Source organism: Aquabacterium sp. T101, from assembly GCF_057219775.1.
Genome location: NZ_JBXVVZ010000002.1, coordinates 92,238 through 111,412, shown reverse-complemented (window position 1 = coordinate 111,412; position 19,175 = coordinate 92,238). Strand labels below are relative to the sequence as shown.

Annotated in this window: 20 protein-coding genes; 13 read left to right on the top strand and 7 right to left on the bottom strand. The window is 71.4% G+C overall.

Annotation, left to right across the window (positions count from 1 at the left end):
• The first annotated feature begins 18 nt into the window (after positions 1 to 18).
• From AC2EAQ_RS07640 to AC2EAQ_RS07610, 7 genes are all read left to right on the top strand, one after another.
• Positions 19 to 723, top strand: coding sequence for a hypothetical protein (locus AC2EAQ_RS07640; RefSeq protein WP_484641544.1), 705 nt, complete (start codon positions 19 to 21; stop codon positions 721 to 723).
• 135 nt (positions 724 to 858) lie between these two features.
• Complete coding sequence (locus AC2EAQ_RS07635; protein WP_484641542.1) at positions 859 to 1,671, top strand: ABC transporter ATP-binding protein; 813 nt, start codon at positions 859 to 861, stop codon at positions 1,669 to 1,671.
• Positions 1,668 to 2,447, top strand: coding sequence for a lipid asymmetry maintenance ABC transporter permease subunit MlaE (gene mlaE, locus AC2EAQ_RS07630; protein WP_484641539.1), 780 nt, complete (start codon positions 1,668 to 1,670; stop codon positions 2,445 to 2,447). Before AC2EAQ_RS07635 ends, mlaE begins: the two co-directional genes overlap by 4 nt.
• A 15-nt stretch (positions 2,448 to 2,462) precedes the next feature.
• A complete protein-coding gene (mlaD, locus tag AC2EAQ_RS07625; RefSeq protein WP_484641534.1) occupies positions 2,463 to 2,939 on the top strand; it encodes an outer membrane lipid asymmetry maintenance protein MlaD in 477 nt (158 codons plus the stop codon).
• Positions 2,936 to 3,676, top strand: a complete 741-nt coding sequence (locus AC2EAQ_RS07620) for an MlaA family lipoprotein (RefSeq protein ID WP_484641531.1) — start codon at positions 2,936 to 2,938, stop codon at positions 3,674 to 3,676. Before mlaD ends, AC2EAQ_RS07620 begins: the two co-directional genes overlap by 4 nt.
• Positions 3,677 to 3,750: 74 nt before the next feature.
• Positions 3,751 to 4,356: an MlaC/ttg2D family ABC transporter substrate-binding protein gene (locus AC2EAQ_RS07615; protein WP_484642762.1), complete on the top strand. Its 606-nt coding sequence runs from the start codon at positions 3,751 to 3,753 to the stop codon at positions 4,354 to 4,356.
• Positions 4,357 to 4,372: 16 nt separating this feature from the next.
• Entirely contained in the window at positions 4,373 to 4,684 is a 312-nt protein-coding gene (locus AC2EAQ_RS07610) for an STAS domain-containing protein (protein ID WP_484641529.1), read from the top strand.
• Here the strand turns inward: AC2EAQ_RS07610 and AC2EAQ_RS07605 are convergent.
• Positions 4,666 to 5,532 (bottom strand): MurR/RpiR family transcriptional regulator, encoded by an 867-nt coding sequence (locus AC2EAQ_RS07605; RefSeq protein WP_484642759.1) that lies wholly within the window; start codon positions 5,530 to 5,532, stop codon positions 4,666 to 4,668. The genes AC2EAQ_RS07610 and AC2EAQ_RS07605 overlap by 19 nt on opposite strands.
• Positions 5,533 to 5,695: 163 nt before the next feature.
• Entirely contained in the window at positions 5,696 to 7,141 is a 1,446-nt protein-coding gene (gene zwf / locus AC2EAQ_RS07600) for a glucose-6-phosphate dehydrogenase (protein WP_484641523.1), read from the bottom strand.
• A gap of 104 nt (positions 7,142 to 7,245) precedes the next feature.
• Between zwf and tal the strand changes: the two genes are divergently transcribed.
• Together tal and pgi are read left to right on the top strand one after the other, a co-directional pair.
• Positions 7,246 to 8,196 carry a transaldolase gene (gene tal, locus AC2EAQ_RS07595; RefSeq protein ID WP_484641521.1) on the top strand — a complete coding sequence of 317 codons (951 nt, stop codon included), beginning with the start codon at positions 7,246 to 7,248 and terminating at the stop codon, positions 8,194 to 8,196.
• The gene (gene pgi, locus AC2EAQ_RS07590; RefSeq protein WP_484641517.1) at positions 8,193 to 9,806 is read left to right on the top strand and encodes a glucose-6-phosphate isomerase; all 1,614 of its coding nucleotides are present in this window, start codon (positions 8,193 to 8,195) and stop codon (positions 9,804 to 9,806) included. The genes tal and pgi overlap by 4 nt, the downstream gene beginning before the upstream one ends.
• A gap of 24 nt (positions 9,807 to 9,830) precedes the next feature.
• On the opposite strand, the gene AC2EAQ_RS07585 is transcribed toward pgi, so the two are convergent.
• Both AC2EAQ_RS07585 and AC2EAQ_RS07580 read right to left on the bottom strand, forming a co-directional pair.
• Positions 9,831 to 11,027 (bottom strand): M20 aminoacylase family protein, encoded by a 1,197-nt coding sequence (locus AC2EAQ_RS07585; RefSeq protein ID WP_484641514.1) that lies wholly within the window; start codon positions 11,025 to 11,027, stop codon positions 9,831 to 9,833.
• Between the two features lie 102 nt (positions 11,028 to 11,129).
• Positions 11,130 to 12,287, bottom strand: coding sequence for an ABC transporter substrate-binding protein (locus tag AC2EAQ_RS07580; RefSeq protein WP_484641509.1), 1,158 nt, complete (start codon positions 12,285 to 12,287; stop codon positions 11,130 to 11,132).
• Between the two features lie 109 nt (positions 12,288 to 12,396).
• Here AC2EAQ_RS07580 and AC2EAQ_RS07575 point away from each other — a divergent pair, with 109 nt between their 5' ends.
• From AC2EAQ_RS07575 to AC2EAQ_RS07565, 3 genes are read left to right on the top strand one after another with little or no spacing between them, the layout of a single operon-like run.
• Positions 12,397 to 14,472, top strand: a complete 2,076-nt coding sequence (locus AC2EAQ_RS07575) for a molybdopterin-containing oxidoreductase family protein (RefSeq protein ID WP_484641506.1) — start codon at positions 12,397 to 12,399, stop codon at positions 14,470 to 14,472.
• Positions 14,469 to 15,554 carry an aminopeptidase gene (locus AC2EAQ_RS07570; RefSeq protein ID WP_484641503.1) on the top strand — a complete coding sequence of 362 codons (1,086 nt, stop codon included), beginning with the start codon at positions 14,469 to 14,471 and terminating at the stop codon, positions 15,552 to 15,554. Before AC2EAQ_RS07575 ends, AC2EAQ_RS07570 begins: the two co-directional genes overlap by 4 nt.
• A gap of 18 nt (positions 15,555 to 15,572) precedes the next feature.
• Positions 15,573 to 15,893 carry a polyhydroxyalkanoic acid system family protein gene (locus AC2EAQ_RS07565; protein ID WP_484641499.1) on the top strand — a complete coding sequence of 107 codons (321 nt, stop codon included), beginning with the start codon at positions 15,573 to 15,575 and terminating at the stop codon, positions 15,891 to 15,893.
• A gap of 127 nt (positions 15,894 to 16,020) precedes the next feature.
• Here AC2EAQ_RS07565 and AC2EAQ_RS07560 read toward each other — a convergent pair whose 3' ends face one another.
• Complete coding sequence (locus AC2EAQ_RS07560; protein ID WP_484641494.1) at positions 16,021 to 16,275, bottom strand: acyl-CoA-binding protein; 255 nt, start codon at positions 16,273 to 16,275, stop codon at positions 16,021 to 16,023.
• An 83-nt stretch (positions 16,276 to 16,358) separates the two neighbouring features.
• Here AC2EAQ_RS07560 and AC2EAQ_RS07555 point away from each other — a divergent pair, with 83 nt between their 5' ends.
• On the top strand, positions 16,359 to 17,789 hold the full coding sequence (locus AC2EAQ_RS07555; RefSeq protein WP_484641490.1) for a wax ester/triacylglycerol synthase family O-acyltransferase: 1,431 nt from the start codon (positions 16,359 to 16,361) through the stop codon (positions 17,787 to 17,789).
• A gap of 9 nt (positions 17,790 to 17,798) precedes the next feature.
• Here AC2EAQ_RS07555 and AC2EAQ_RS07550 read toward each other — a convergent pair whose 3' ends face one another.
• Both AC2EAQ_RS07550 and AC2EAQ_RS07545 read right to left on the bottom strand, forming a co-directional pair.
• Positions 17,799 to 18,356, bottom strand: a complete 558-nt coding sequence (locus tag AC2EAQ_RS07550; protein WP_484641484.1) for a hypothetical protein — start codon at positions 18,354 to 18,356, stop codon at positions 17,799 to 17,801.
• A 40-nt stretch (positions 18,357 to 18,396) separates the two neighbouring features.
• Complete coding sequence (locus AC2EAQ_RS07545; RefSeq protein WP_484641479.1) at positions 18,397 to 19,164, bottom strand: tetratricopeptide repeat protein; 768 nt, start codon at positions 19,162 to 19,164, stop codon at positions 18,397 to 18,399.
• Positions 19,165 to 19,175 lie beyond the last annotated feature (11 nt).

Sequence of the window (19,175 nt, the reverse complement as noted above, 5' to 3'; positions counted from 1 at the left end):
GGCAGGGCGGTGAGCGGGGTGGCCGCCGCCCTCCCCGGCGTGGGCATGCGCAGGCACGATCTGCGTCGCCTGGGCCCGGTCGTGGCCGTGGTGGTGGCCGCGCATGCGTTGCTGCTGGCGGTGCCCTGGGAGCCGACGGTCCCGCAGGGGCCGGCCGCGGCGGTGCAGAGCGTGAAGGTGCGCCTGCTCGAAGCGGCGGCGCCCGCGGCGCCGGCCCCGCAGGCGCCGCCGCAGCCCATGACTGCGGCGACCGATCCGGACGCCTTCGTCGCCGCGCCCGCGGTGGCGGCCCCGGCGCCGGCGGTGTCCGAGCCGCCTGTGCATGCGGCCCCGGCGCCGGCCGCCGTCCTGCCGCCGGCCGAGTCGCTGCTCGGGCTGGCGCTGCCCGGCATCGCCAGCGAGGACGACCTCTACTTCACCCGCGGGCAGCTGTCGGTGGCACCTGCGGCGATCGACCCCGTGTTGATCGATTACCCGGTGTTCGCGGGCGATGCGGGCCGATACACAGCAGAACTGTCCCTTTTCATCGACGAAACCGGCCGCGTGGTGCGGGTGCGGATGGACAGCGCCGGCCTGCCGCCGGCCCTGGAGGACGCAGCCCGGCGCGCCTTCACCCGGGCGCGGTTCCGCCCCGGCGAGGCCGACGAGCGGGGCGTCGTGAAGTCCCGCATCCGGGTCGAGGTGACGTTCGAGAACACCCTGCGGCGCCCCGCCGAGCGCTGATCCGGCCGCCCGGCCGGGCGTAGGGATTGGTAACGAAAGGCCTATGCGGGGAATCCCGCATGTGAAAAGTGCCCGTGCGAGAATGCCCCGCAGAAGAACAGCACGCGCTCCGGGCCTCCGGGCCTGCCACGCCGCTTGAACCCATCGACCGCTCTCATCGAGATCGATCACGTCTCGTTCGGATATGACGCGAGCCGCACGATCCTGTCCGATATCAGCCTGACCTTCCAGCGCGGCAAGGTCACGGCGATCCTTGGCGGGTCGGGCTGCGGCAAGACCACGCTGCTGCGCCTGATCGGCGGCATGGCCGCGGCCAATTCGGGGCGGGTGACCTTCGACGGCGAGCCCGTCAACCCGCGCCACCGTGCCGCCATGCTGCGCCAGCGGCGCCGCATGGGCATGCTGTTCCAGTTCGGCGCGCTGTTCACCGACCTGACCGTGTTCGACAACGTCGCCTTCCCGCTGCGCGAGCACACCGATCTGAGCGCGTCGATGATCCGCGACATCGTGCTGATGAAGCTGCATGCCGTCGGGCTGCGCGGCGCGGCCGGCCTGCGCATTTCCGAGGTGTCGGGCGGCATGGCGCGGCGCATCGCGCTGGCCCGCGCCATCGCGCTGGACCCCGAACTCATCATGTACGACGAGCCGTTCGCGGGCCTGGACCTGATCTCCATGGGCGTGGCGGCCAACCTGATCCGCAAGCTCAACGACGCCACCGGCGCCACCTCGCTGGTGGTGTCGCACGACGTGCCCGAATGCATGGCCATCAGCGACCACGTGATCCTGCTGGCCACCGGCGGCCGCATCGTGGCCCAGGGCACGCCGGCCGAGCTGATGGCGTCGACCGACCCGGAGACGCGCCAGTTCGTGCGCGGCGAGCCCGACGGCCCGGTGAAGTTCCACTACCCCGCGCCGAGCCTGGCCGAGGACTTCGGGGTGGGCGCATGAACCTGCTGGCCCAGATCGGGGCGCGCACGACGCGGGTGCTGCACGGCTTCGGCCGCGCCGCCATCTTCTTTGCCGACCTGCTCGCCCACGTGCCGATGGCGTTCGCCCGCTTCGGGCTCGTGGTGCACCAGATCCACGCCGTGGGCAACCGCTCGCTGGTGATCATCCTGGCCTCGGGCCTGGCGGTGGGCTTCGTGCTCGCGCTGCAGATGTACTACGCGCTGGTCACCTACGGCGCCACCGAGTCGCTCGGCCTGATCGTCAACCTGTCGCTGGTACGCGAGCTGGGGCCGGTAGTCACCGCGCTGCTGTTCGCCGGTCGGGCCGGCACCTCGCTCACCGCGGAGATCGGCCTGATGAAGGCCGGCGAGCAGCTCGCGGCGATGGAGATGATGGCCGTCGACCCACGCGCGCGCGTGCTGGCGCCGCGCTTCCTGGGCGGCATCATCTCGATGCCCCTGCTGGCGGTGCTGTTCTCGGCGGTCGGCATCGTCGGCGCCTGGGTCGTCGGCGTGGTGCTGATCGGCCTGGACCCGGGCAACTTCTGGGGCCTGATGCAGGCCAAGGTGGACGTGTGGCGCGACGTCGGCAACGGCGTGGTCAAGAGCTTCGCCTTCGGCGTGGTATGCACCGCGGTGGCGCTCTACCAGGGCTACGAGACCGAACCCACGCCCGAGGGCGTGGCCTATGCCACCACGCGCACGGTGGTGGTGTCCTCGCTCGGCGTGCTGGGCATGGACTTCGTATTGACGGCGTTGATGTTCTCGACGCCATGAGTGGGAGTTGACGCGATGAGCAGACGCAGCATCGAGACCCTGGTCGGGCTGTTCGTGCTGATGGGCATGGGCGCGATGGTGTTCCTGGCCCTCAAGGCGGCCAACCTGGCCAGCTTCGGCGAGCACAAGGGCTACACCGTCACGGCACGCTTCGACAACATCGGCGGCCTGAAGCCGCGCGCGCCGGTGCGCAGCGCGGGGGTCACCGTGGGCCGGGTCAAGAGCATCTCGCTCGACGCCAAGACCTTCCAGGGCGTGGTGCGGATGGAAATCGACAACTTCGTGAAGTTCCCCAAGGACACGTCGGCCAAGATCCTCACGTCCGGCCTGCTCGGCGACCAGTACGTGGGCCTGGAACCCGGCTCCGACGACAAGGAACTGGTCGCCGGCGACGTGATCCGCCAGACCCAGTCGGCCGTGGTGCTGGAGAACCTGATCGGCCAGATGATTTCCGGCCGCGCCACCGAAGCCGGCGGCGAGGGCAAGAAATGACTGCCCGCAAGTTCGTTCGCGCGGCCGGCCTGGCCGGGCTGCTGGTGGTGTCGGGCGTCGCATTGGCGCAGGGCGTCGCGGACTCGCCGCGAAACCCGAAGGACCCCTTCGAGCCCTACAACCGGGCGATGTTCGGCTTCAACGAGGCCGTCGACCGCGTGCTGCTGGCGCCGCTGGCGCGCGGCTACGTGGCCGCCGTGCCCGAGATGGCGCGCAGCGGCGTGTCCAACGTGTTCGGCAACTTCGCCGACGCCTGGTCGGCCGTCAACCAGGCCCTGCAGGGCAAGGGAGAGGCCGCGGCCACGATGACGATGCGCGTGATGACGAACAGCCTGTTCGGCATCGGCGGCCTGTTCGACGTGGCCAGCGACCTGGGCATGGAACGCCAGAGCGAGGACTTCGGCCAGACCCTCGGCCGCTGGGGCATGCCGGCGGGCCCCTACGTCGTGTGGCCGCTGCTGGGCCCGTCGACGCTTCGCGACACGCTGGGCCGGCCGCTGGACATCGCCTGGTCGCCGTCCCGCGTGGTCGACCACGAGCGCACGGCCTACGCGCTGACCGGTCTGCGGCTGATCGACACCCGTGCCGGCCTGCTCGGGGCCACCAACGTGCTCGGCAGCATCGCCCTGGACAAGTACACGTTCGTGCGCGACGCCTACATGGTGCAGCGGCGCAACCAGGTCTACGACGGCGACCCGCCCGAGGAACCGCAGGAGCCGGAGCCGGCTCCCAAGTAAACCCCCGTCGCGCCACGGCGTTGACGGATACGGGCGGCGAGTCCCGCCCGAGGTGCCCAGAAAGGAACCCCATGATGTTGAAGCAGTTCATTGCCGGCGTCGTCGTCGCGGTCAGTGCCGCGGCGCAGGCCCAGGCTCCCGCTCCCGACGCCCTGATCAAGCAGGTGTCCACCGAGGTGATCGACACCGTCAAGGCGGACAAGGCCATCCAGGCCGGCGACCTGAACCGGATCATCTCGCTGGTGGACGCCAAGGTGATGCCGCACGTGAACTTCACGCGCATGACCCGCATCGCCGTGGGCCGCCCCTGGGCCAGCGCCACGCCCGACCAGCAGAAGCGCCTGCAGGACGAGTTCAAGACCCTTCTGGTGCGCGCCTACTCGGGCGCGCTGACCCAGGTGAAGGACCAGGTGGTCGAACTGCAGCCGATGCGCAGTGCGGCCGGCGACACCGAGGTCGTCGTGCGCACCCGGGTCAAGGGCAAGGGCGACCCGATCCAGCTCGACTACCGCCTCGAGAAGACCGACGCCGGCTGGAAGATCTACGACGTCAACGTGCTGGGCGTGTGGCTGGCCGATACCAGCTTCAAGTCCGACTTCGCCCCGGTGGTCGGCAAGGACGGCATCGACGGTCTGATCCGCCACCTGGCCGAGCGCAACAAGGCCGCGGCCAAGAGCTGATCTTCCAGGTCGCCGCATGCCGTCGCTGCCCGCCACGCTGACCATCAAGGACGCGCGCGCCGCCCTGCTCGCGCTGGAGCCGGCCGTCGGCGAGGGCCGCGGCGAGTTCGTCATCGACGCGTCCTCGCTGGGCGCGTTCGACACCTCGGCCATCGCCACGCTGCTCGAACTGCGCCGTCAGGCGCAGGCCGCGGGCCGCTCGTTGTCGGTCACGGGCGCGCCGCCCGCGATGGTGGAACTGGCCGGTCTGTACGGCGTGGCCGACCTGCTGGCGTTCGGGCCGGCGGCTTCAGGGCCGGCGCCCGCGCCTCACTCCGACCGGGCGTAGCGCTTCGAGCGCAGGTTGCGCTTGATCTCCGCCAGCATCGGGCGCAACTCGCCGCCCAGGCGCAGGGCCACCCCGGTGGTCAGGATGTCGATCACGATCAGGTGCAGCAGCCGCGACACCATCGGGCTGTAGCGGTCGTAGTCTTCCGGATGGTCGGCGGCCAGCAGGATCTGCTGCGCACCGGTGGCCGCACGCGCCAGCGGCGAGCCGCTGGCGGTGATCAGGATCGTGGTGGCGCCCTTGCGGCGCGCGATCTCGGCGGCGTCGAGCAGGTCGCGGCTGCGCCCGGAGTTGGAGATCACCACCGCGCAGTCGCCCGGCTGAAGCATCGTGGCGCTCATCACCTGCACGTGGCCGTCGGACACCGCGGAGGACGTGACACCGAGGCGGAAGAACTTGTGCTGCGCGTCCATCGCGACGATGCCGGAATTGCCCACGCCGTAGAAGTCGATGCGGCGGCCGCTGCGGCAGGCCGCGGTGAGCGCCTCGATGGCCCGCTCGAACGCATGCGACGCGGCGTCGTTGCGATACGCCAGCAGCGCGCTCACGGCGTTGTCGATCACCTTGACGATGATGTCGCCGGGCTTGTCGTCCTCGTCCACCGCCCGGTGCACGAAGGGCACCCCCTCGTTGACCGTGCCCGCCAGCTTGAGCTTGAAGTCCGCCAGCCCGTCGTAGCCCACGCTGCGGCAGAACCGCACCACGGTGGGCTTGCTGACATGCGACCGGTCCGCCAGCTCGCTGACCGGCAGCGAAGCGAACGCCCGCGGATCGGCCAGCACCAGCTTGGCCACCCGCTGCTCCGCCGGCGGCAGCGCCGGCAGCGCCGCATGGATGCGTTCGAGCATCGACATCAGCAGCGCACCACCACTCGTCCAGGGGCGAAGGCGAAGCCAAGCCCGAACCAGCGGACGCCGCGGAGCCGGCTACGCCGGTCCGCAGGCGTCGCCCCCTGGTCCCGGAGGGACCTTGCCAGGTCCCGGGGGAGCGCCGTGGCCGCAACGGGGGGGGTCAAGTCTCCTCGTCCCACGCAAACCCGTCCCGCGCGATCAGCGCACTGGCGGCCGGCGGTCCCCACGAGCCCGCGGCATATGGCCGAGGCCCGGCGGTGTCGGCGCGCCACGCGGCCAGGATCGGTTCCACCCAGCGCCAGGCCTCCTCCTGCTCGTCGCTGCGCACGAACAGGTTCAGCCGGCCGGCCACCGCGTCGAGCAGCAGGCGCTCGTAGGCGCCCACGCGGGCGGCGGCGAAGGCCTTGTCGAAGTCCAGGTCGAGCTTCACCGGCGCCAGCACCTCGTTGTTGCCGCTGCCCTTGGCCGCCAGCAGGTGCAGCTCCAGCCCGTCCTCGGGCTGCAGCTTGATCACCAGCTTGTTGGCGCGCGCGCTGCCGGCGAAGATGGCGTGCGGCACCGGCCGGAAGTTGACGACGATCTGCGCGTCGCGCGCGGCCAGCCGCTTGCCGGTACGAAGGTAGAACGGCACGCCGGCCCAGCGCCAGTTCTGCACCTCCGTGCGCAGCGCCACGAAGGTCTCGGTGGCGCTGTCGGCGGGCACCTTGGCCTCGTCGAGGTAACCCACCGCGGCCTGGCCGCCCACCGTGCCGGCGCGGTACTGGCCGCGCACCACGTCGCGCATCACGCTCTCGATGGTGAACGGCTTGAGCGACTTCAGCACCTTGAGCTTCTCGTCGCGCACCGCGTCGGCGTCGCCGGTGGCCGGCGGTTCCATCGCGATGATCGTCAGCAGCTGCAGCGCATGGTTCTGCACCATGTCGCGCAGCGCGCCAGTGCGGTCGTAGAAGTCGCCGCGCGTGCCCACGCCCAGGCCCTCGGCGATGGTGATCTGGATGTTGGCGATGCTCTCGCGCCGCCACAGCGGCTCGAACAGGGCGTTGCCGAAGCGCAGCGCGGCCAGGTTCTGCACCGCCGGCTTGCCCAGGTAGTGGTCGATGCGCATCGCCTGCGCCTCGCTGAACGACGCCCGCACCACGCGGTTGATCTCGCGCGCGCTGGCCAGGTCGTGGCCGAGCGGCTTCTCGAGCACGACGCGCACGTTCGGGCCGTTCAGGCCCGCCGCACCGAGCTGCGCGCAGACCTGGGTGAACAGGTGCGGGCTGGTGGCCAGGAAGAACACCACCGTGTCGGCGCCGCGCGCCTCGATCCACTGGCGCAGGCCGGCGTAGTGCTCGGGCTGGGCCAGGTCCATCCGGCGGTAGTGCAGCAGGGCGGCGAAGCGGCCGAACTCCTCGTCGGTCGGGCGCTTGGCGCTTTCCACCTCGACGAAGCGCTCGCGGATGAAACTGCGGTACTCGTCGTCGCTGCGCTCGTCGCGCGCCACCGCCAGGATGCGGCCGCCCTCGGGCAGCTTGCCGTGGCGCCACGCCTGGAAAAGGGCCGGCATCAGCTTGCGCCAGGTGAGGTCGCCGGTGCCACCGAAGAGAACGAGGTCGAAGGACATCGTGGAGGGCCGCTGGCCGTGGCCATGTAATTTTGTTACTGCTACGATGATGCATGAGTTTCTTGGCCCGGTCAACGCTGCCGGGCGCCCCGAGGCCCGCACCGATGAACCAGCTCGACCAGCTCCGCCAATACACCACCGTCGTCGCCGACACCGGCAACTTCCGCCAGCTGGCGCAGTTCGCGCCGCGCGATGCCACCACCAACCCGTCGCTGATCCTCAAGGCGGTGCAGCAGCCGGAGTACGCGCCGCTGCTGGCCGAGGTCGTGGCCGCGCGGGCGGGCCGGCCGCTCGACCGCACGGTCGACGAGGTGCTGGTGCGCTTCGGCCTGGAGATCCTCAAGGTGGTGCCGGGTCGCGTCAGCACCGAGGTGGACGCGAGGCTGTCGTTCGACACCGCGGCCACCATCGCCCGGGCCCGGCGCCTGATCGACCTGTACCAGCGCGCCGGCATCGGGCGTGACCGCGTGCTGATCAAGATCGCCGCCACGTGGGAGGGCATCCAGGCCGCGCGCGCGCTGGAGCACGAGGGCATCCACTGCAACCTGACGCTGCTGTTCGCCTTCTGCCAGGCCGTGGCCTGCGCCGAGGCCGGCGTCGCCCTGATCTCGCCCTTCGTCGGCCGCATCTACGACTGGCACAAGAAGGCGGCCGGCGCGTCGTGGGACGAGGCGGCACGCGCCGGCGTCAACGACCCCGGCGTGCAGTCGGTGACCCAGATCCACACCTACTACAAGCACTTCGGCATCACCACCGAGGTGATGGGCGCGAGCTTCCGCAACGTGGGGCAGATCCTGGCGCTGGCCGGCTGCGACCTGCTGACGATCAGCCCCGAGCTGCTGGCGCAGCTGCAGGCGGGCGACGCCCCGGTGGCGCGCGTGCTCGACGCGGCCGCGGCCAAGGCCCGCGAAGTGCACGCCGTCACCTATTCCGAGGCGGCCTTCCGCTACGCGCTCAACGACGACGCGATGGCCAGCGACAAGCTGGCCGAGGGCATCCGCGCCTTCGCCGCCGACTCGGCGCGGCTGGACGCCCTGATCGAGGGCGCGGCATGAGCATGCGCTGCGACCGCACGCAGGCCTGGGCCGCGCTGGCGGGTCACTACCAGGCCCATGGCCGCGACTTCGACCTGCGCGAGGCCTTTGCGCGCGACCCCGCGCGCGCGCAGCGCCTGGGCTTCGAGGCCCCCGAGGTGTTCGCCGACCTGTCCAAGAACCTGATCGACGAAGCCGGCCTGCGCTTCCTGCTCGAGCTGGCGCACGATTGCGGCGTCGAGCCGCAGCGCGACGCCATGCTTGGCGGCGCGCCGATCAATGCCACCGAAGGCCGCGCCGTGCTGCACAGCGCGCTGCGGGCGCCGCGCGGCGCGCCGGCGCCGCTGGCGCAGTTCCCCGACGACGTGCACGGCGTGCTGGACGCAATGCTGGCCTATGCCGACGTGCAGCGCGACAGCGCCACCAGCGGCATCCGGCACGTGGTCAACATCGGCATCGGCGGCAGCGACCTCGGGCCCCAGATGGCGGTGACCGCGCTCGAGCCCTGGGTGCCGGCGGGCCTGCACATGCACTTCGTCAGCAACGTCGACGCGCACGACCTGGCGCGCGTGCTGCGCCGGCTCGACGCCCGCGAGACCCTGTTCATCGTGGCGTCCAAGACGTTCACGACGCAGGAGACGATGACCAATGCGCTGGCGGCGCGGCAGTGGTTCCTGGCGCAGCCGGGCCTGACCGAGGCGGACATCACGCGCCATTTCGCCGCCACCACGACCAACGTGCGCGCGGCGGCCGAGTTCGGCATCCACACCACCTTCGGCTTCTGGGACTGGGTCGGGGGCCGCTACTCGCTGTGGAGCGCGATCGGCCTGCCCATCGCGCTGGCCATCGGCAGCGCGGGCTTCCGGGCCCTGCTCGACGGCGCCCATGCGATGGACCGTCATTTCGCCGAGACGCCGCTGGCGCGCAACCTGCCGGTACTGCTGGCGCTGGTGGACGTGTGGTACCGCAACTTCCATCACTTCACGAGCCGCTCGGTGGCGCCGTACCACCAGGGCCTGGCGCGGCTGCCCGCCTACCTGCAGCAGCTCGAGATGGAAAGCAACGGCAAGCGGGTGGACATGCATGGCGAGCCGCTGCCCTACGCCACCAGCCCGGTGGTCTGGGGCGAGCCGGGCACCAACGGCCAGCACGCCTACTTCCAGATGCTGCACCAGGGCACCGACGTCGTGCCGGTGGAGTTCATCGCCGTGCGCACGCAACGCCACGGCCTGTCGGACTCGCACACCAAGCTGCTGGCCAACTGCCTGGCGCAGAGCCAGGCCCTGATGCTGGGCAAGAGCGCGGACGAGGCCCTGGCGGAGAGCGCGCCGACGGCGGCGCCCGGCTATGACCGCGACCGGCTGGCGCGCCACCGCAGCTTCCCGGGCAACCGGCCCAGCACCACGCTCGTGCTGGACGAGCTGACGCCTCGATCGCTCGGTGCGCTGGTGGCGCTGTACGAACACCGCGTGTTCACCAGCGGTGCGCTGTGGGGCATCAACAGCTTCGACCAGTGGGGCGTGGAACTGGGCAAGGCGCTGGCCAACCGGCTGCTGCCGCGCTTTGCCACCGGCGACACCCACGGGCTCGACCCGTCCACCGCAGCGCTGCTGTCGCGCCTGCGGCCCTGACCGGCCGACTGCCGCGCCGGACGGTCAGGCGCGCGGCCTTGCCAGCCAGGCCTCGGCCAGGCGTACCCAGAGCGTGGCGCCCAGCGGGATCAGGTCGTCGTTGAAGTCGTAGCTGGGGTTGTGCAGCATGCACGGGCCCATGCCGTGGCCGCCGGCCCGGTGGCTGCCGTCGCCGTTGCCGATCAGGAAGTAGCAGCCGGGCTTTTCCAGCAGGAAGTAGCTGAAGTCCTCGGCGCCCATCGTGGGCTCGAAGTCGAGCACGTTGCCGGCACCGGCCACCCCGGTGGCCACCTCGCGGAAGAACGCCGTCTCGGCCTCGTGATTGATCGTCGGCGGGTAGTTGCGGTGGAACTCGAACTCGCACTGCGCGCCGAAGGCCGCGGCGGTGCCGTCCACCACCTCGCGCATGCGGCGCTCGATCAGGTCCAGCACCTCGAGCGTGAAGGTGCGCACCGTGCCCTCGAGCACGCAGCTGTCGGGCACGACGTTGGTCACCTCGCCAGCGTGGATCATCGTCACCGAGATCACCGCGGCGTCGATCGGCCGCTTGTTGCGCGTGACGATGGTCTGGAACGCCTGCACCATCTGGCAGGCCACTGGCACGGGGTCGAGGCCGAGGTGCGGCATCGCGCCGTGGGCGCCCTTGCCGCGGATGGTGATCTTGAACTCGTTGCTCGACGCGAAGCAGGGCCCGGGCTTGACCGCGAACTGGCCGACCTTCATGCCGGGCCAGTTGTGCGCGCCGAACATCGCCTCCATCGGGAAGCGCTCGAACAGCCCGTCCTTGATCATTTCGCGTGCGCCGCCGCCGCCTTCCTCGGCCGGCTGGAACACCAGGTACACCGTGCCGTCGAAGTGGCGGTGCTTCGCCAGGTGCTTGGCCGCAGCCAGCAGCATCGCGGTGTGGCCGTCGTGGCCGCAGGCGTGCATGCGGCCGGGGATGGTGCTGGCGTGGGCGAAGCGGTTGTGCTCGGTCATCGGCAGCGCGTCGATGTCGGCCCGCAGGCCCACGGCGCGGCCCGACGTGCCATTGCGCACGATGCCCACCACCCCGGTGGTGCCCAGGCCGCGATGCACGGGGATGCCCCATTCGGTCAGCGCGTTGGCGATCAGGTCGCTGGTGCGCTGCTCCTGGAAGCACAGCTCCGGGTGGGCATGGATGTCGCGCCGCAGCGTGGCGATCGCGCCGGCATCGGCCAGGATCGATTCGATGACTTTCATGGCGCCTCCGCACAAGCTGCGAGGCAGTTTACGCCGCAGGGGCTGCGGCGACGGGCGGCGCCGGATGAAGCCCCAGGCGCGGCAGGCGCTTGCGGTGCACCGCTAGCGGCGGACCTTGCCGTCGCCCGACAGGATGGTCAGGTCCACGTAGCGCGACCCGGCGTGCTTGGTGGCGCTGAAGTCGACGTAGAAGCCGCCCAGGTTGTGCTCGCGCATCGACTCCAGGGCCCCGATGAGCGTCTCGGGCGTGGCACCGGCGCCCGCCCGGCGCAGCGCCTCGCTGATCGTCTTGGCGGCCACGTAGCCTTCGATGCTGCTGTAGTTGGGCTCGAAGTCCTTGCCCGAGGCCTGCCCGGCCGCGAGGTACTCGCCCGACAGCTGGGTCACCGGCGAGTAGGGGTAGGGCATCACCTGGCTGACCACCACGCCGCGCGCGTCGGCCGCCAGTTCGTCGGCCAGCGCCTTGGTGCCGACGAAGCTGACGTTGTAGAACGTGCCGCCGAAGCCGGCCTTGCGCGCGGCGCGGATGAACGCGGCGCAGGACTTGTAGGCGCTGACCTGCACGATCGAGTCGGGCTTGCGCGCCAGGATGGCCTTCACGGCCTCGTCGACGTCCACCGTGTTGCGTTCCACCGTGCCCAGCCCGGCGGGCTCCAGGCCCAGCGGCTTCAGGGCGCGCAGCACGCCGTCCAGGCCTGCCTTGCCGTAGGAGTCGTTCTGGTGGAAAACGGCGATGCGCTTGATGCCCACCGAGGTCACCTGCTTGACGATCTCGGCGGTCTCGTCGAAGTACGACGCCCGCACATGGAACGCGTAGCGGTTGAACGGTTCGCGCAGGGCCTGGGCGCCGGTGAAGGGCGCGACGAAGGGCGTGCGCGCCGCGGTGGCCACCGGCAGGGCGGCCAGGCTGGTGGGCGTGCCGATGTAGCCGAAGAGCGCGAACACGCCGTCCTTGACGAATTGCTCGGTGTTGGCCTTGCAGCGGTCGGGCTCGTAGCCGTCGTCCAGGCTCCTGAGTTCCACGGGCCGGCCCGCGATGCCGCCGCGGGCATTGAGACGGTCGAAGTACAGCAGCGCGCCGCGCTTGAACTGCTCGCCGAGCTGCGCCGCCGGGCCGCTGAAGGCGGCGGACTGGCCCAGCACGATGGGGCGGCCGGCGCTGCCCTGTGCCAGGGCCGGGGTGCCCAGGGCGGCGGCGGCCGCGCCGGCCAGACGGGCCAGGGCCTGCCGGCGCGAGCCGGTGAATGCGTTGCCTGTCATCGGCGTTCTCCTCGTTGTCGCTGTCCGGGCGGGCACGGTAGTCCCTGCGGGTCTCGGCCGCACGGCCCCGCGGCCGACGAAACATCGGGCGCTGTGCAATAGTTCATCCATGAGCGACCTGGCCTCTGCCTCGACGTCGGTACGCACGGTGCACGGCGCCTGCCCGCACGACTGCCCCGACACCTGCGCCATGCGCATCACGGTCGACGGCGGCCGCGTCGTGCGCATCCAGGGCGACCCCGACCACGCGTCCACGCAGGGCGCGCTGTGCACCAAGGTCAGCCGCTATGCCGAGCGCAGCTATCACGACGAGCGCGTGCTGCATCCGCTGCGGCGCGTCGGTCCCAAGGGCTCGGGCCGCTTCGAGCGCGTGACCTGGGACGAGGCGATGGCCGACATCGCGGCGCGGCTGAAGGTCATCGCGGCGCGCGACCCGCAGGCGATCCTGCCCTACAGCTACGCCGGCACGATGGGCCTGGTGCAGGGCGAGGCGATGGCGCAGCGCTTCTTCCACAAGCTCGGCGCGTCGCTGCTGGACCGCACCATCTGCGCGATGGCCGGCGGGCAGGGCGTGGCGGCGACCTACGGCGCCAAGGTCGGCATGCACGTGCGCTTCTTCGCGGAGAGCCGGCTGATCGTCATCTGGGGCAGCAACTCCATCGCCAGCAACCTGCACTTCTGGACGCTGGCCCAGGAGGCCAAGCGCCGCGGCGCCAAGCTGGTGGCGATCGACCCGCGCCGCACCGAGACCGCCGAGAAGTGCCACCAGCACATTGCGCTGCGCCCCGGCACCGACGGCGCGCTGGCGCTGGGCGTGATGCACGAGCTGATCGAGCGCGGCTGGATCGACCGCGACTATGTCGACCGCCATCTTGCCGGCTTCGACCGGCTGCAGCGGCGCGTGGCCGAGTGGACGCCCGAGCGGGCCGCCGCGGTGTGCGGCATCGGCGTGGACGAGGTGCGCGGCCTGGCGCGCGATCTCGGCACCACGCAGCCGGCGGCGATCCGGCTCAACTACGGCATGCAGCGGGTGCACGGCGGCGGCAACGCGGCGCGGCTGGTGGCCCTGCTGCCGTGCCTGACGGGCGCATGGCGCCATCGTGCCGGCGGCCTGCTGCTGTCCAGCTCGGGCTGGTTCGCGCGCTTTCGCAACCCGGCGCTGGAGCGGCCCGATCTGCTGGCCGGCCGGCGGCCGCGCACGATCAACATGAGCACCATCGGCGACGACCTGCTGCGCGAGGCCTCGCCTGCGTTCGGGCCGCGCATCGAGGCCGTGATCGTCTACAACAGCAACCCGGTCGCGGTGGCCCCCGAGTCGCGCAAGGTGGCCGCCGGCTTCGCGCGCGAAGACCTGTTCACCGTGGTGCTGGAGCACTTCCTCACCGACACCGCGGACCATGCCGACTACGTGCTGCCGGCCACGACCCAGCTCGAGCACCTGGACGTGCACGGCACCTACGGCCACACCGACGTGATGTTCAACGAGCCGGCGATCGCCCCGCTGGGGCAGGCGCGGCCCAACACGCAGTTCTTCCGCGAGCTGGCCGCGCGCATGGGCTATTCGGACCCGTGCTTCGCCGACGACGACGAGGCGCTGGCGCGGCAGGCCTTCGACTGGGACGCGATGGGCACCACGTTCGAGGCGCTGCGCGAGCGGGGCTGGGCCGCGCTGCCGCTGCCCGAGGCGCCGTTCGCCGACGGCGGCTTCCCCACGTCCGACGGGCGCGCGCGGGTCGACGTGTGCGGCCTGGGCGTGCCCGAGCACGTGCCCAACCACGAGTGCGCCCAGACCGCCCCGGCGCTGGCGGCGCGCTACCCGCTGCAGATGATCTCGCCGCCGGCGCGGCACTTCCTCAATTCCACCTTCGTCAACGTGCGCAGCCTGCGCAGCGTGGAGGGCGAGCCGCTGCTGGAGATCCACCCGGACGACGCCGCGCCGCGCGGCATCGCCACGGGCGACGTGGTGCGGGTGTTCAACGACCGCGGCGAGTACCGCTGCAAGGCCGACGTCGGCCCGCGGGCGCGCCCGGGCGTGGTCAACGGCCTGGGCATCTGGTGGCGCAAGTACGGCCTGGCCGGCACCAACGTCAACGAGGTCACCAGCCAGGCGCTGACCGACATCGGGCGCGCGCCGACCTTCTACGACTGCCTGGTGCAGGTCGAGCGCGTCGCAGCGGTCGGATGAGGCGCGGGCTGCTCGTGGCGGGCATCGGCATCGGGGGCGTGGCGGCGCTGCTGGCGGCCGCGTGCCTTGGCGCGGGATGCTCGTCGATCGGCTACTACGCGCAGTCCGTCGGCGGCCACCTCGACCTGCTGGCGCGGTCGCGCCCGCTGGCCGAGGTGCGGGCCGACCCGCAGTCGTCGCCCGCGCTGGCCGAACGGCTGGCGCTGGCCGCGCGCATCCGCGACTTCGCCGTCACCGACCTGGGCCTGCCCGACAACCGCAGCTACCGCCGCTACAGCGACCTCGGCCGCACCGCCGCGGTGTGGAACGTGGTGGCCGCGCCCGAGCTGTCGCTGAAGCTGGAGACCTGGTGCTTCCCGGTGGTGGGCTGCGTCGGCTACCGCGGCTACTACGACCGTGCCGAAGCCGACGCGCTGGCCGGCGAGTTGCGCGCCCGCGGCCTGGAAGTCAGCGTCTACGGCGTGCCGGCGTATTCCACGCTGGGCAAGCTCGACTGGCTGGGGGGCGATCCGCTGCTCAACACCTTCATCGGCTGGCCCGAGGGCGAGCTGGCGCGGCTGGTGTTCCACGAGCTGGCGCACCAGGTGGTGTTCGCCAAGGACGACACGGTGTTCAACGAGTCCTTCGCCACGGCGGTCGAGCGCATCGGCGTGCGGCGCTGGCTCGACGCCCACGGCGGCGACGCGGCGCGGCGCCAGTATGCGGAGCTGGATGCCCGGCGCGAGGCGTTCCGGACGCTCACCGGGCGCTACCGCGGTCAGCTGCAGGCGCTGTTCGCCGGCAGTGCCACGGACGACGAGAAACGCCGCGGCAAGGCGGCCCTGATGGCGGCGCTGCGGGCCGACTACACGCGGGCCAAGGCCGAGCCGGGCCCGTTGCAGGGCTTTGCCGGCTACGACGGCTGGTTCGAGCGTGCCAACAACGCCAGCTTCGGCGTGATGGGCGCCTACAACGACCTGGTGCCGGGCTTCGAGCGCCTGTTCGAGCGCGAGGGCCGCGACTTCGCCCGCTTCTACGCCGCCGTTGAGCGTTTGGCCGCATTGCCGCGGGCGCAGCGCCACGCCACACTGGCCCCCTCCTGACCTGCCGCCGGAGCGCGCATGCCCGACATCAAGATCCACCGCGACCACTCCCTGGGCCTGGCCAAGGCCCGCAAGATCGCCTGGCAGTGGGCCGAGGAGGTGGAGAAGAAGTTCGACATGGAATGCACCGTCGTCGAAGGCGAGTTCAGCGACACGGTGGAATTCACCCGCACCGGCGTCAGCGGCCGCCTCGTCGTCGCGGCCGACCACTTCGACCTCGACGCCAAGCTCGGCTTCCTGCTCGGCGCCTTCAGCAAGACCATCGAGGCCGAGATCCAGAAGAACCTCGACGCCCTGCTCGCCAAGAACGCCAAGCCCGCGAAGAAACCCGCGAAGTAACCCTTGCGCAGCGTGCGGGGCGCGCCAACGGCCGCGCCACTTCAAGCAGGGGCCGCGGGCCCGGCTCCGCCGGCCCGCCGGCGCCGCCCCCCTGGGGGGGAGCGCCGAAGGCGCAACGGGGGGGGACCTACTTCAACCCTTCGATCAGGTCCACGTACTCCTGCATCGCGGAGTCGGCGTCCTTGCCCTTCAGGCTGTTCCAGGCGTCCCACTTGGCGCGCCCCACCATGTCGGTGAAGCCGGGGCGCTTGCCGTCGACGTCGCCGACCGTGGCCTGCTTGTACAGCGCGTAGATCTGCAGCAGCGTGGCGTTGTCGGGCTTCTCGGGCAGGTTCTTGCTGTCGGCGACGGCCTTCTCGAACGATGCTTTCAGACTGGCCATGGCGGCCTCCTCTTGGGGTTTGATGGCATGGACGCGGACGATCTTAGCGGGCAACTTCGACCGCCCGGACAAGGAGTCTCCCGATGACGGCCCCGCCAGCTCACAGCGAACGCATGTCGCGCGTGGACCACGCCTGGCTGCGAATGGACACCGACGCCAACCTGATGATGATCGTCGGCGTCTGGCTGCTGTCGCCGCGGCTGGCGCTGGCCGAGCTGCGCGAGCGGGTCGGCGGGTCGCTGCTGGCCTACCCGCGCTTCCGGCAGAAGGTGGTCGAGGACCCGATGGGCGCGGCCTGGGTCGAGGACCCTGGCTTCGACCTCGCCCATCATGTGTGCGCCGACACGCTCGAGGCACGCCCCGGCGAGGCGGCTCTGGACGCGCTGAAGCGCCGCGTGGCCGACCTGGCCACGCAGCCGCTCGACCCGTCGCGGCCGTTGTGGCAGTTCCACCTGATCGAGGACCTGGGCGACGGCCGCAGCGCGCTGATCAGCCGGGTGCACCACTGCATCGGCGACGGCATCGCGCTGATCTCGGTGATGCTGTCCATCGCCGACGGCGGCAAGCCCCCGCCGGCGCGCCGCGTCCGCGAGGCGCCGGCCGCCGACGAGCACGACTGGATCGCCGACACGCTGATCAAGCCCTTCACCGACCTGACCATCAAGGCCATCGGCCTGACCGGGCAGGGCATGGGCAAGGGCCTGGAAGCGCTGGCGCAGCCCGGCGGCGGCAGCCTGGAGATGGCGCGCGTGGGCATGCAGGTGGCCAGCGACGTGGCGGCGCTGGCGATGATGCCGGACGACTCGCCGACGCGCCTGAAGGGTCAGGCCACGCCCGGCAAGCGGGTGGCCTGGAGCGAGCCGATGCCGCTGGACGAGGTGCGCGCCGTCGGCCGCGCCTTCGGCGTGTCGATCAACGACGTGCTGCTGGCCTGCGTGGCCGGCGCGGTGGGCGCCTACCTGCGAGGCAAGGGCGACGACCCCACCGGCCAGGAGATCCGCGCCATGGTGCCGGTGAACCTGCGCCCGCTGGAGGAGGCCTACAAGCTGGGCAACCGCTTCGGCCTGGCGCCACTGGTGCTGCCCATCGGCATCGACCACCCCGGCGAACGGCTCTACGCGGTGCACCAGCGCATGAACCAGCTCAAGACGAGCTACCAGCCGCTGCTGGCCTTTGCCGTGCTGGCCCTGTCCGGGATGATGGTCAAGCCGGTGCAGGCGGCGATCACCGGCCTGTTCGCCAAGAAGGCCACCGCGGTGATGACCAACGTGCCCGGCCCGCGCGAGCCGATCCGGTTCTGCGGCCGCACGGTCGACCAAGTCATGTTCTGGGTGCCGCAGTCGGGCGACATCGGCATGGGCGTGTCGATCCTGTCCTACGGCGGTGGCGTGCAGTTCGGACTGATCACCGACGCCCGCATGTGCCCGGACCCGGAGGCCATCGTCGGCGGCTTCGCCCCGGAGTTCGACAAGCTCACCTGGCTGGCGCTGATGTGCCCCTGGCCGGCGAACTGACCGGGCCACCTACAGCGTGCCGGCCTTCCAGCGCTCGTCGAACTCTCGCTTGCTGCGGATGAAGTGGTTGGCGCACTCGATCAGCTGGTCGGTCGTCGGGTTGCCTTCGCAGCTGGCCGGGCGGCGGTAGAACTTCGCCCAGGCGCGCTCGCGCCGCTTCTGTTCCTCGGCGCTGACCGGCCGCGAGGGCGGCGCCGCCACGGGGGGCGGGTCGGCGTCGTCGTTGGCGTCGTGGGCCGAAGGCGTCGAGGCGGCGGACGCAGCCGAGCCGGCCGCGGGCGGCGCCCGCTCCACCAGCGCGGTGGGCGACGTGCCGGCGGGCGCCACCGGGACGGCGGGCGCCGCCGGGGTGTCGGCACCCGCCGGTGCGGCCGCCAGCGCCGGGGCCGACGCCGGCGTGGCCTTCGGGCCGCGCCCCAGGGCCAGCACGACCAGCAGCGTGCCGGCCACGCCGATCACGATGCCCAGCGCCAGCGTGCCGGCCAGCGTCAAGTCGCGACGGGGCCGCGAGGTGTCGGCCGTGGCCGCCGCGGCTTCCTGGGTCCAGTCGCTGTCGTCGTAATTCATGCCGTACCAGTTTGCGGGACGCGCCAGCGGCGCGACCCGGTCAGTCCTCGAGTTCGGCGCGAGCCATCTCGACGTCAAGCGTTTCCATCGCGTCGGCCGGGGTGCAGGCCGCGGCGTCCGCATAGAGCTTCTCGGCTTCCTTCATGCGCTTGTCGCCTTCCAGCATGACCAGGCCGTTGGCGTACTCCACCATCGCGATCGCGCTGGTCGGGTTGAGCTTGAGCGCCTGCTGGAACAGCTTGAGCCCGGTGGCCTTGTCGGCGCCCTGGGTCTTGCCCAGCAGCGAGCCCACCTTGTCGATCACCTCGGCGTGGAAGGTGCCCAGCGCGATGTGCGCGTCGGCATGCTTGGGCGCGAGCTTGATCGTCGTTTCCAGCGCGCCCTTGACCTTGGCGCCCAGGCCCTGGGCCAGTGCCTTGGCCACGCTGATACCCTGGCCGTAGCGGCCCAGCGCATAGGCCTGCCAGTACCAGGCGTTGGGGTTCTTCGGGTCGTCCGCCTGCTGCGCCTCGGCGCGCTCGGAGATCTCCTGGAACATCGCCAGCCGCGTCTTCTCGCTCTTCTCGATGTAGTTGGCGTAGATCGACTGCGCCTTGTTGGCCACGGTGATGCCCGCGCCGCCGGCCTTCAGGCCCGCGTCGTGGGCCTTCTGGAACTCGCCGCGGTGGAACAGCACCCAGGCGTCGAGCACCTTGGCGTCCTTGGGCAGCGGCTCGGCGTCGCCGGCGTGCAGCCGTGCCCACTGCTTCTTCACCGCCGCGGCGTCGAGGTCGACGAGCTCGTAGGGGAAGGCGGTCCACTTGGCCATGTCGGGTGTCT

What these genes read in the sequence shown, in the direction of transcription:
- mlaE (WP_484641539.1), top strand. Translation starts at nt 1,668, where the DNA reads ATGAACCTGCTGGCCCAGATCGGGGCGCGCACGACGCGGGTGCTGCAC.
- mlaD (WP_484641534.1), top strand. Translation starts at nt 2,463, where the DNA reads ATGAGCAGACGCAGCATCGAGACCCTGGTCGGGCTGTTCGTGCTGATG.
- AC2EAQ_RS07620 (WP_484641531.1), top strand. Translation starts at nt 2,936, where the DNA reads ATGACTGCCCGCAAGTTCGTTCGCGCGGCCGGCCTGGCCGGGCTGCTG.
- AC2EAQ_RS07615 (WP_484642762.1), top strand. Translation starts at nt 3,751, where the DNA reads ATGTTGAAGCAGTTCATTGCCGGCGTCGTCGTCGCGGTCAGTGCCGCG.
- AC2EAQ_RS07610 (WP_484641529.1), top strand. Translation starts at nt 4,373, where the DNA reads ATGCCGTCGCTGCCCGCCACGCTGACCATCAAGGACGCGCGCGCCGCC.
- AC2EAQ_RS07605 (WP_484642759.1), bottom strand. Translation starts at nt 5,532, where the DNA reads ATGCTCGAACGCATCCATGCGGCGCTGCCGGCGCTGCCGCCGGCGGAG.
- zwf (WP_484641523.1), bottom strand. Translation starts at nt 7,141, where the DNA reads ATGTCCTTCGACCTCGTTCTCTTCGGTGGCACCGGCGACCTCACCTGG.
- tal (WP_484641521.1), top strand. Translation starts at nt 7,246, where the DNA reads ATGAACCAGCTCGACCAGCTCCGCCAATACACCACCGTCGTCGCCGAC.
- pgi (WP_484641517.1), top strand. Translation starts at nt 8,193, where the DNA reads ATGAGCATGCGCTGCGACCGCACGCAGGCCTGGGCCGCGCTGGCGGGT.
- AC2EAQ_RS07585 (WP_484641514.1), bottom strand. Translation starts at nt 11,027, where the DNA reads ATGAAAGTCATCGAATCGATCCTGGCCGATGCCGGCGCGATCGCCACG.
- AC2EAQ_RS07580 (WP_484641509.1), bottom strand. Translation starts at nt 12,287, where the DNA reads ATGACAGGCAACGCATTCACCGGCTCGCGCCGGCAGGCCCTGGCCCGT.
- AC2EAQ_RS07575 (WP_484641506.1), top strand. Translation starts at nt 12,397, where the DNA reads ATGAGCGACCTGGCCTCTGCCTCGACGTCGGTACGCACGGTGCACGGC.
- AC2EAQ_RS07570 (WP_484641503.1), top strand. Translation starts at nt 14,469, where the DNA reads ATGAGGCGCGGGCTGCTCGTGGCGGGCATCGGCATCGGGGGCGTGGCG.
- AC2EAQ_RS07565 (WP_484641499.1), top strand. Translation starts at nt 15,573, where the DNA reads ATGCCCGACATCAAGATCCACCGCGACCACTCCCTGGGCCTGGCCAAG.
- AC2EAQ_RS07560 (WP_484641494.1), bottom strand. Translation starts at nt 16,275, where the DNA reads ATGGCCAGTCTGAAAGCATCGTTCGAGAAGGCCGTCGCCGACAGCAAG.
- AC2EAQ_RS07555 (WP_484641490.1), top strand. Translation starts at nt 16,359, where the DNA reads ATGACGGCCCCGCCAGCTCACAGCGAACGCATGTCGCGCGTGGACCAC.
- AC2EAQ_RS07550 (WP_484641484.1), bottom strand. Translation starts at nt 18,356, where the DNA reads ATGAATTACGACGACAGCGACTGGACCCAGGAAGCCGCGGCGGCCACG.
- AC2EAQ_RS07545 (WP_484641479.1), bottom strand. Translation starts at nt 19,164, where the DNA reads ATGGCCAAGTGGACCGCCTTCCCCTACGAGCTCGTCGACCTCGACGCC.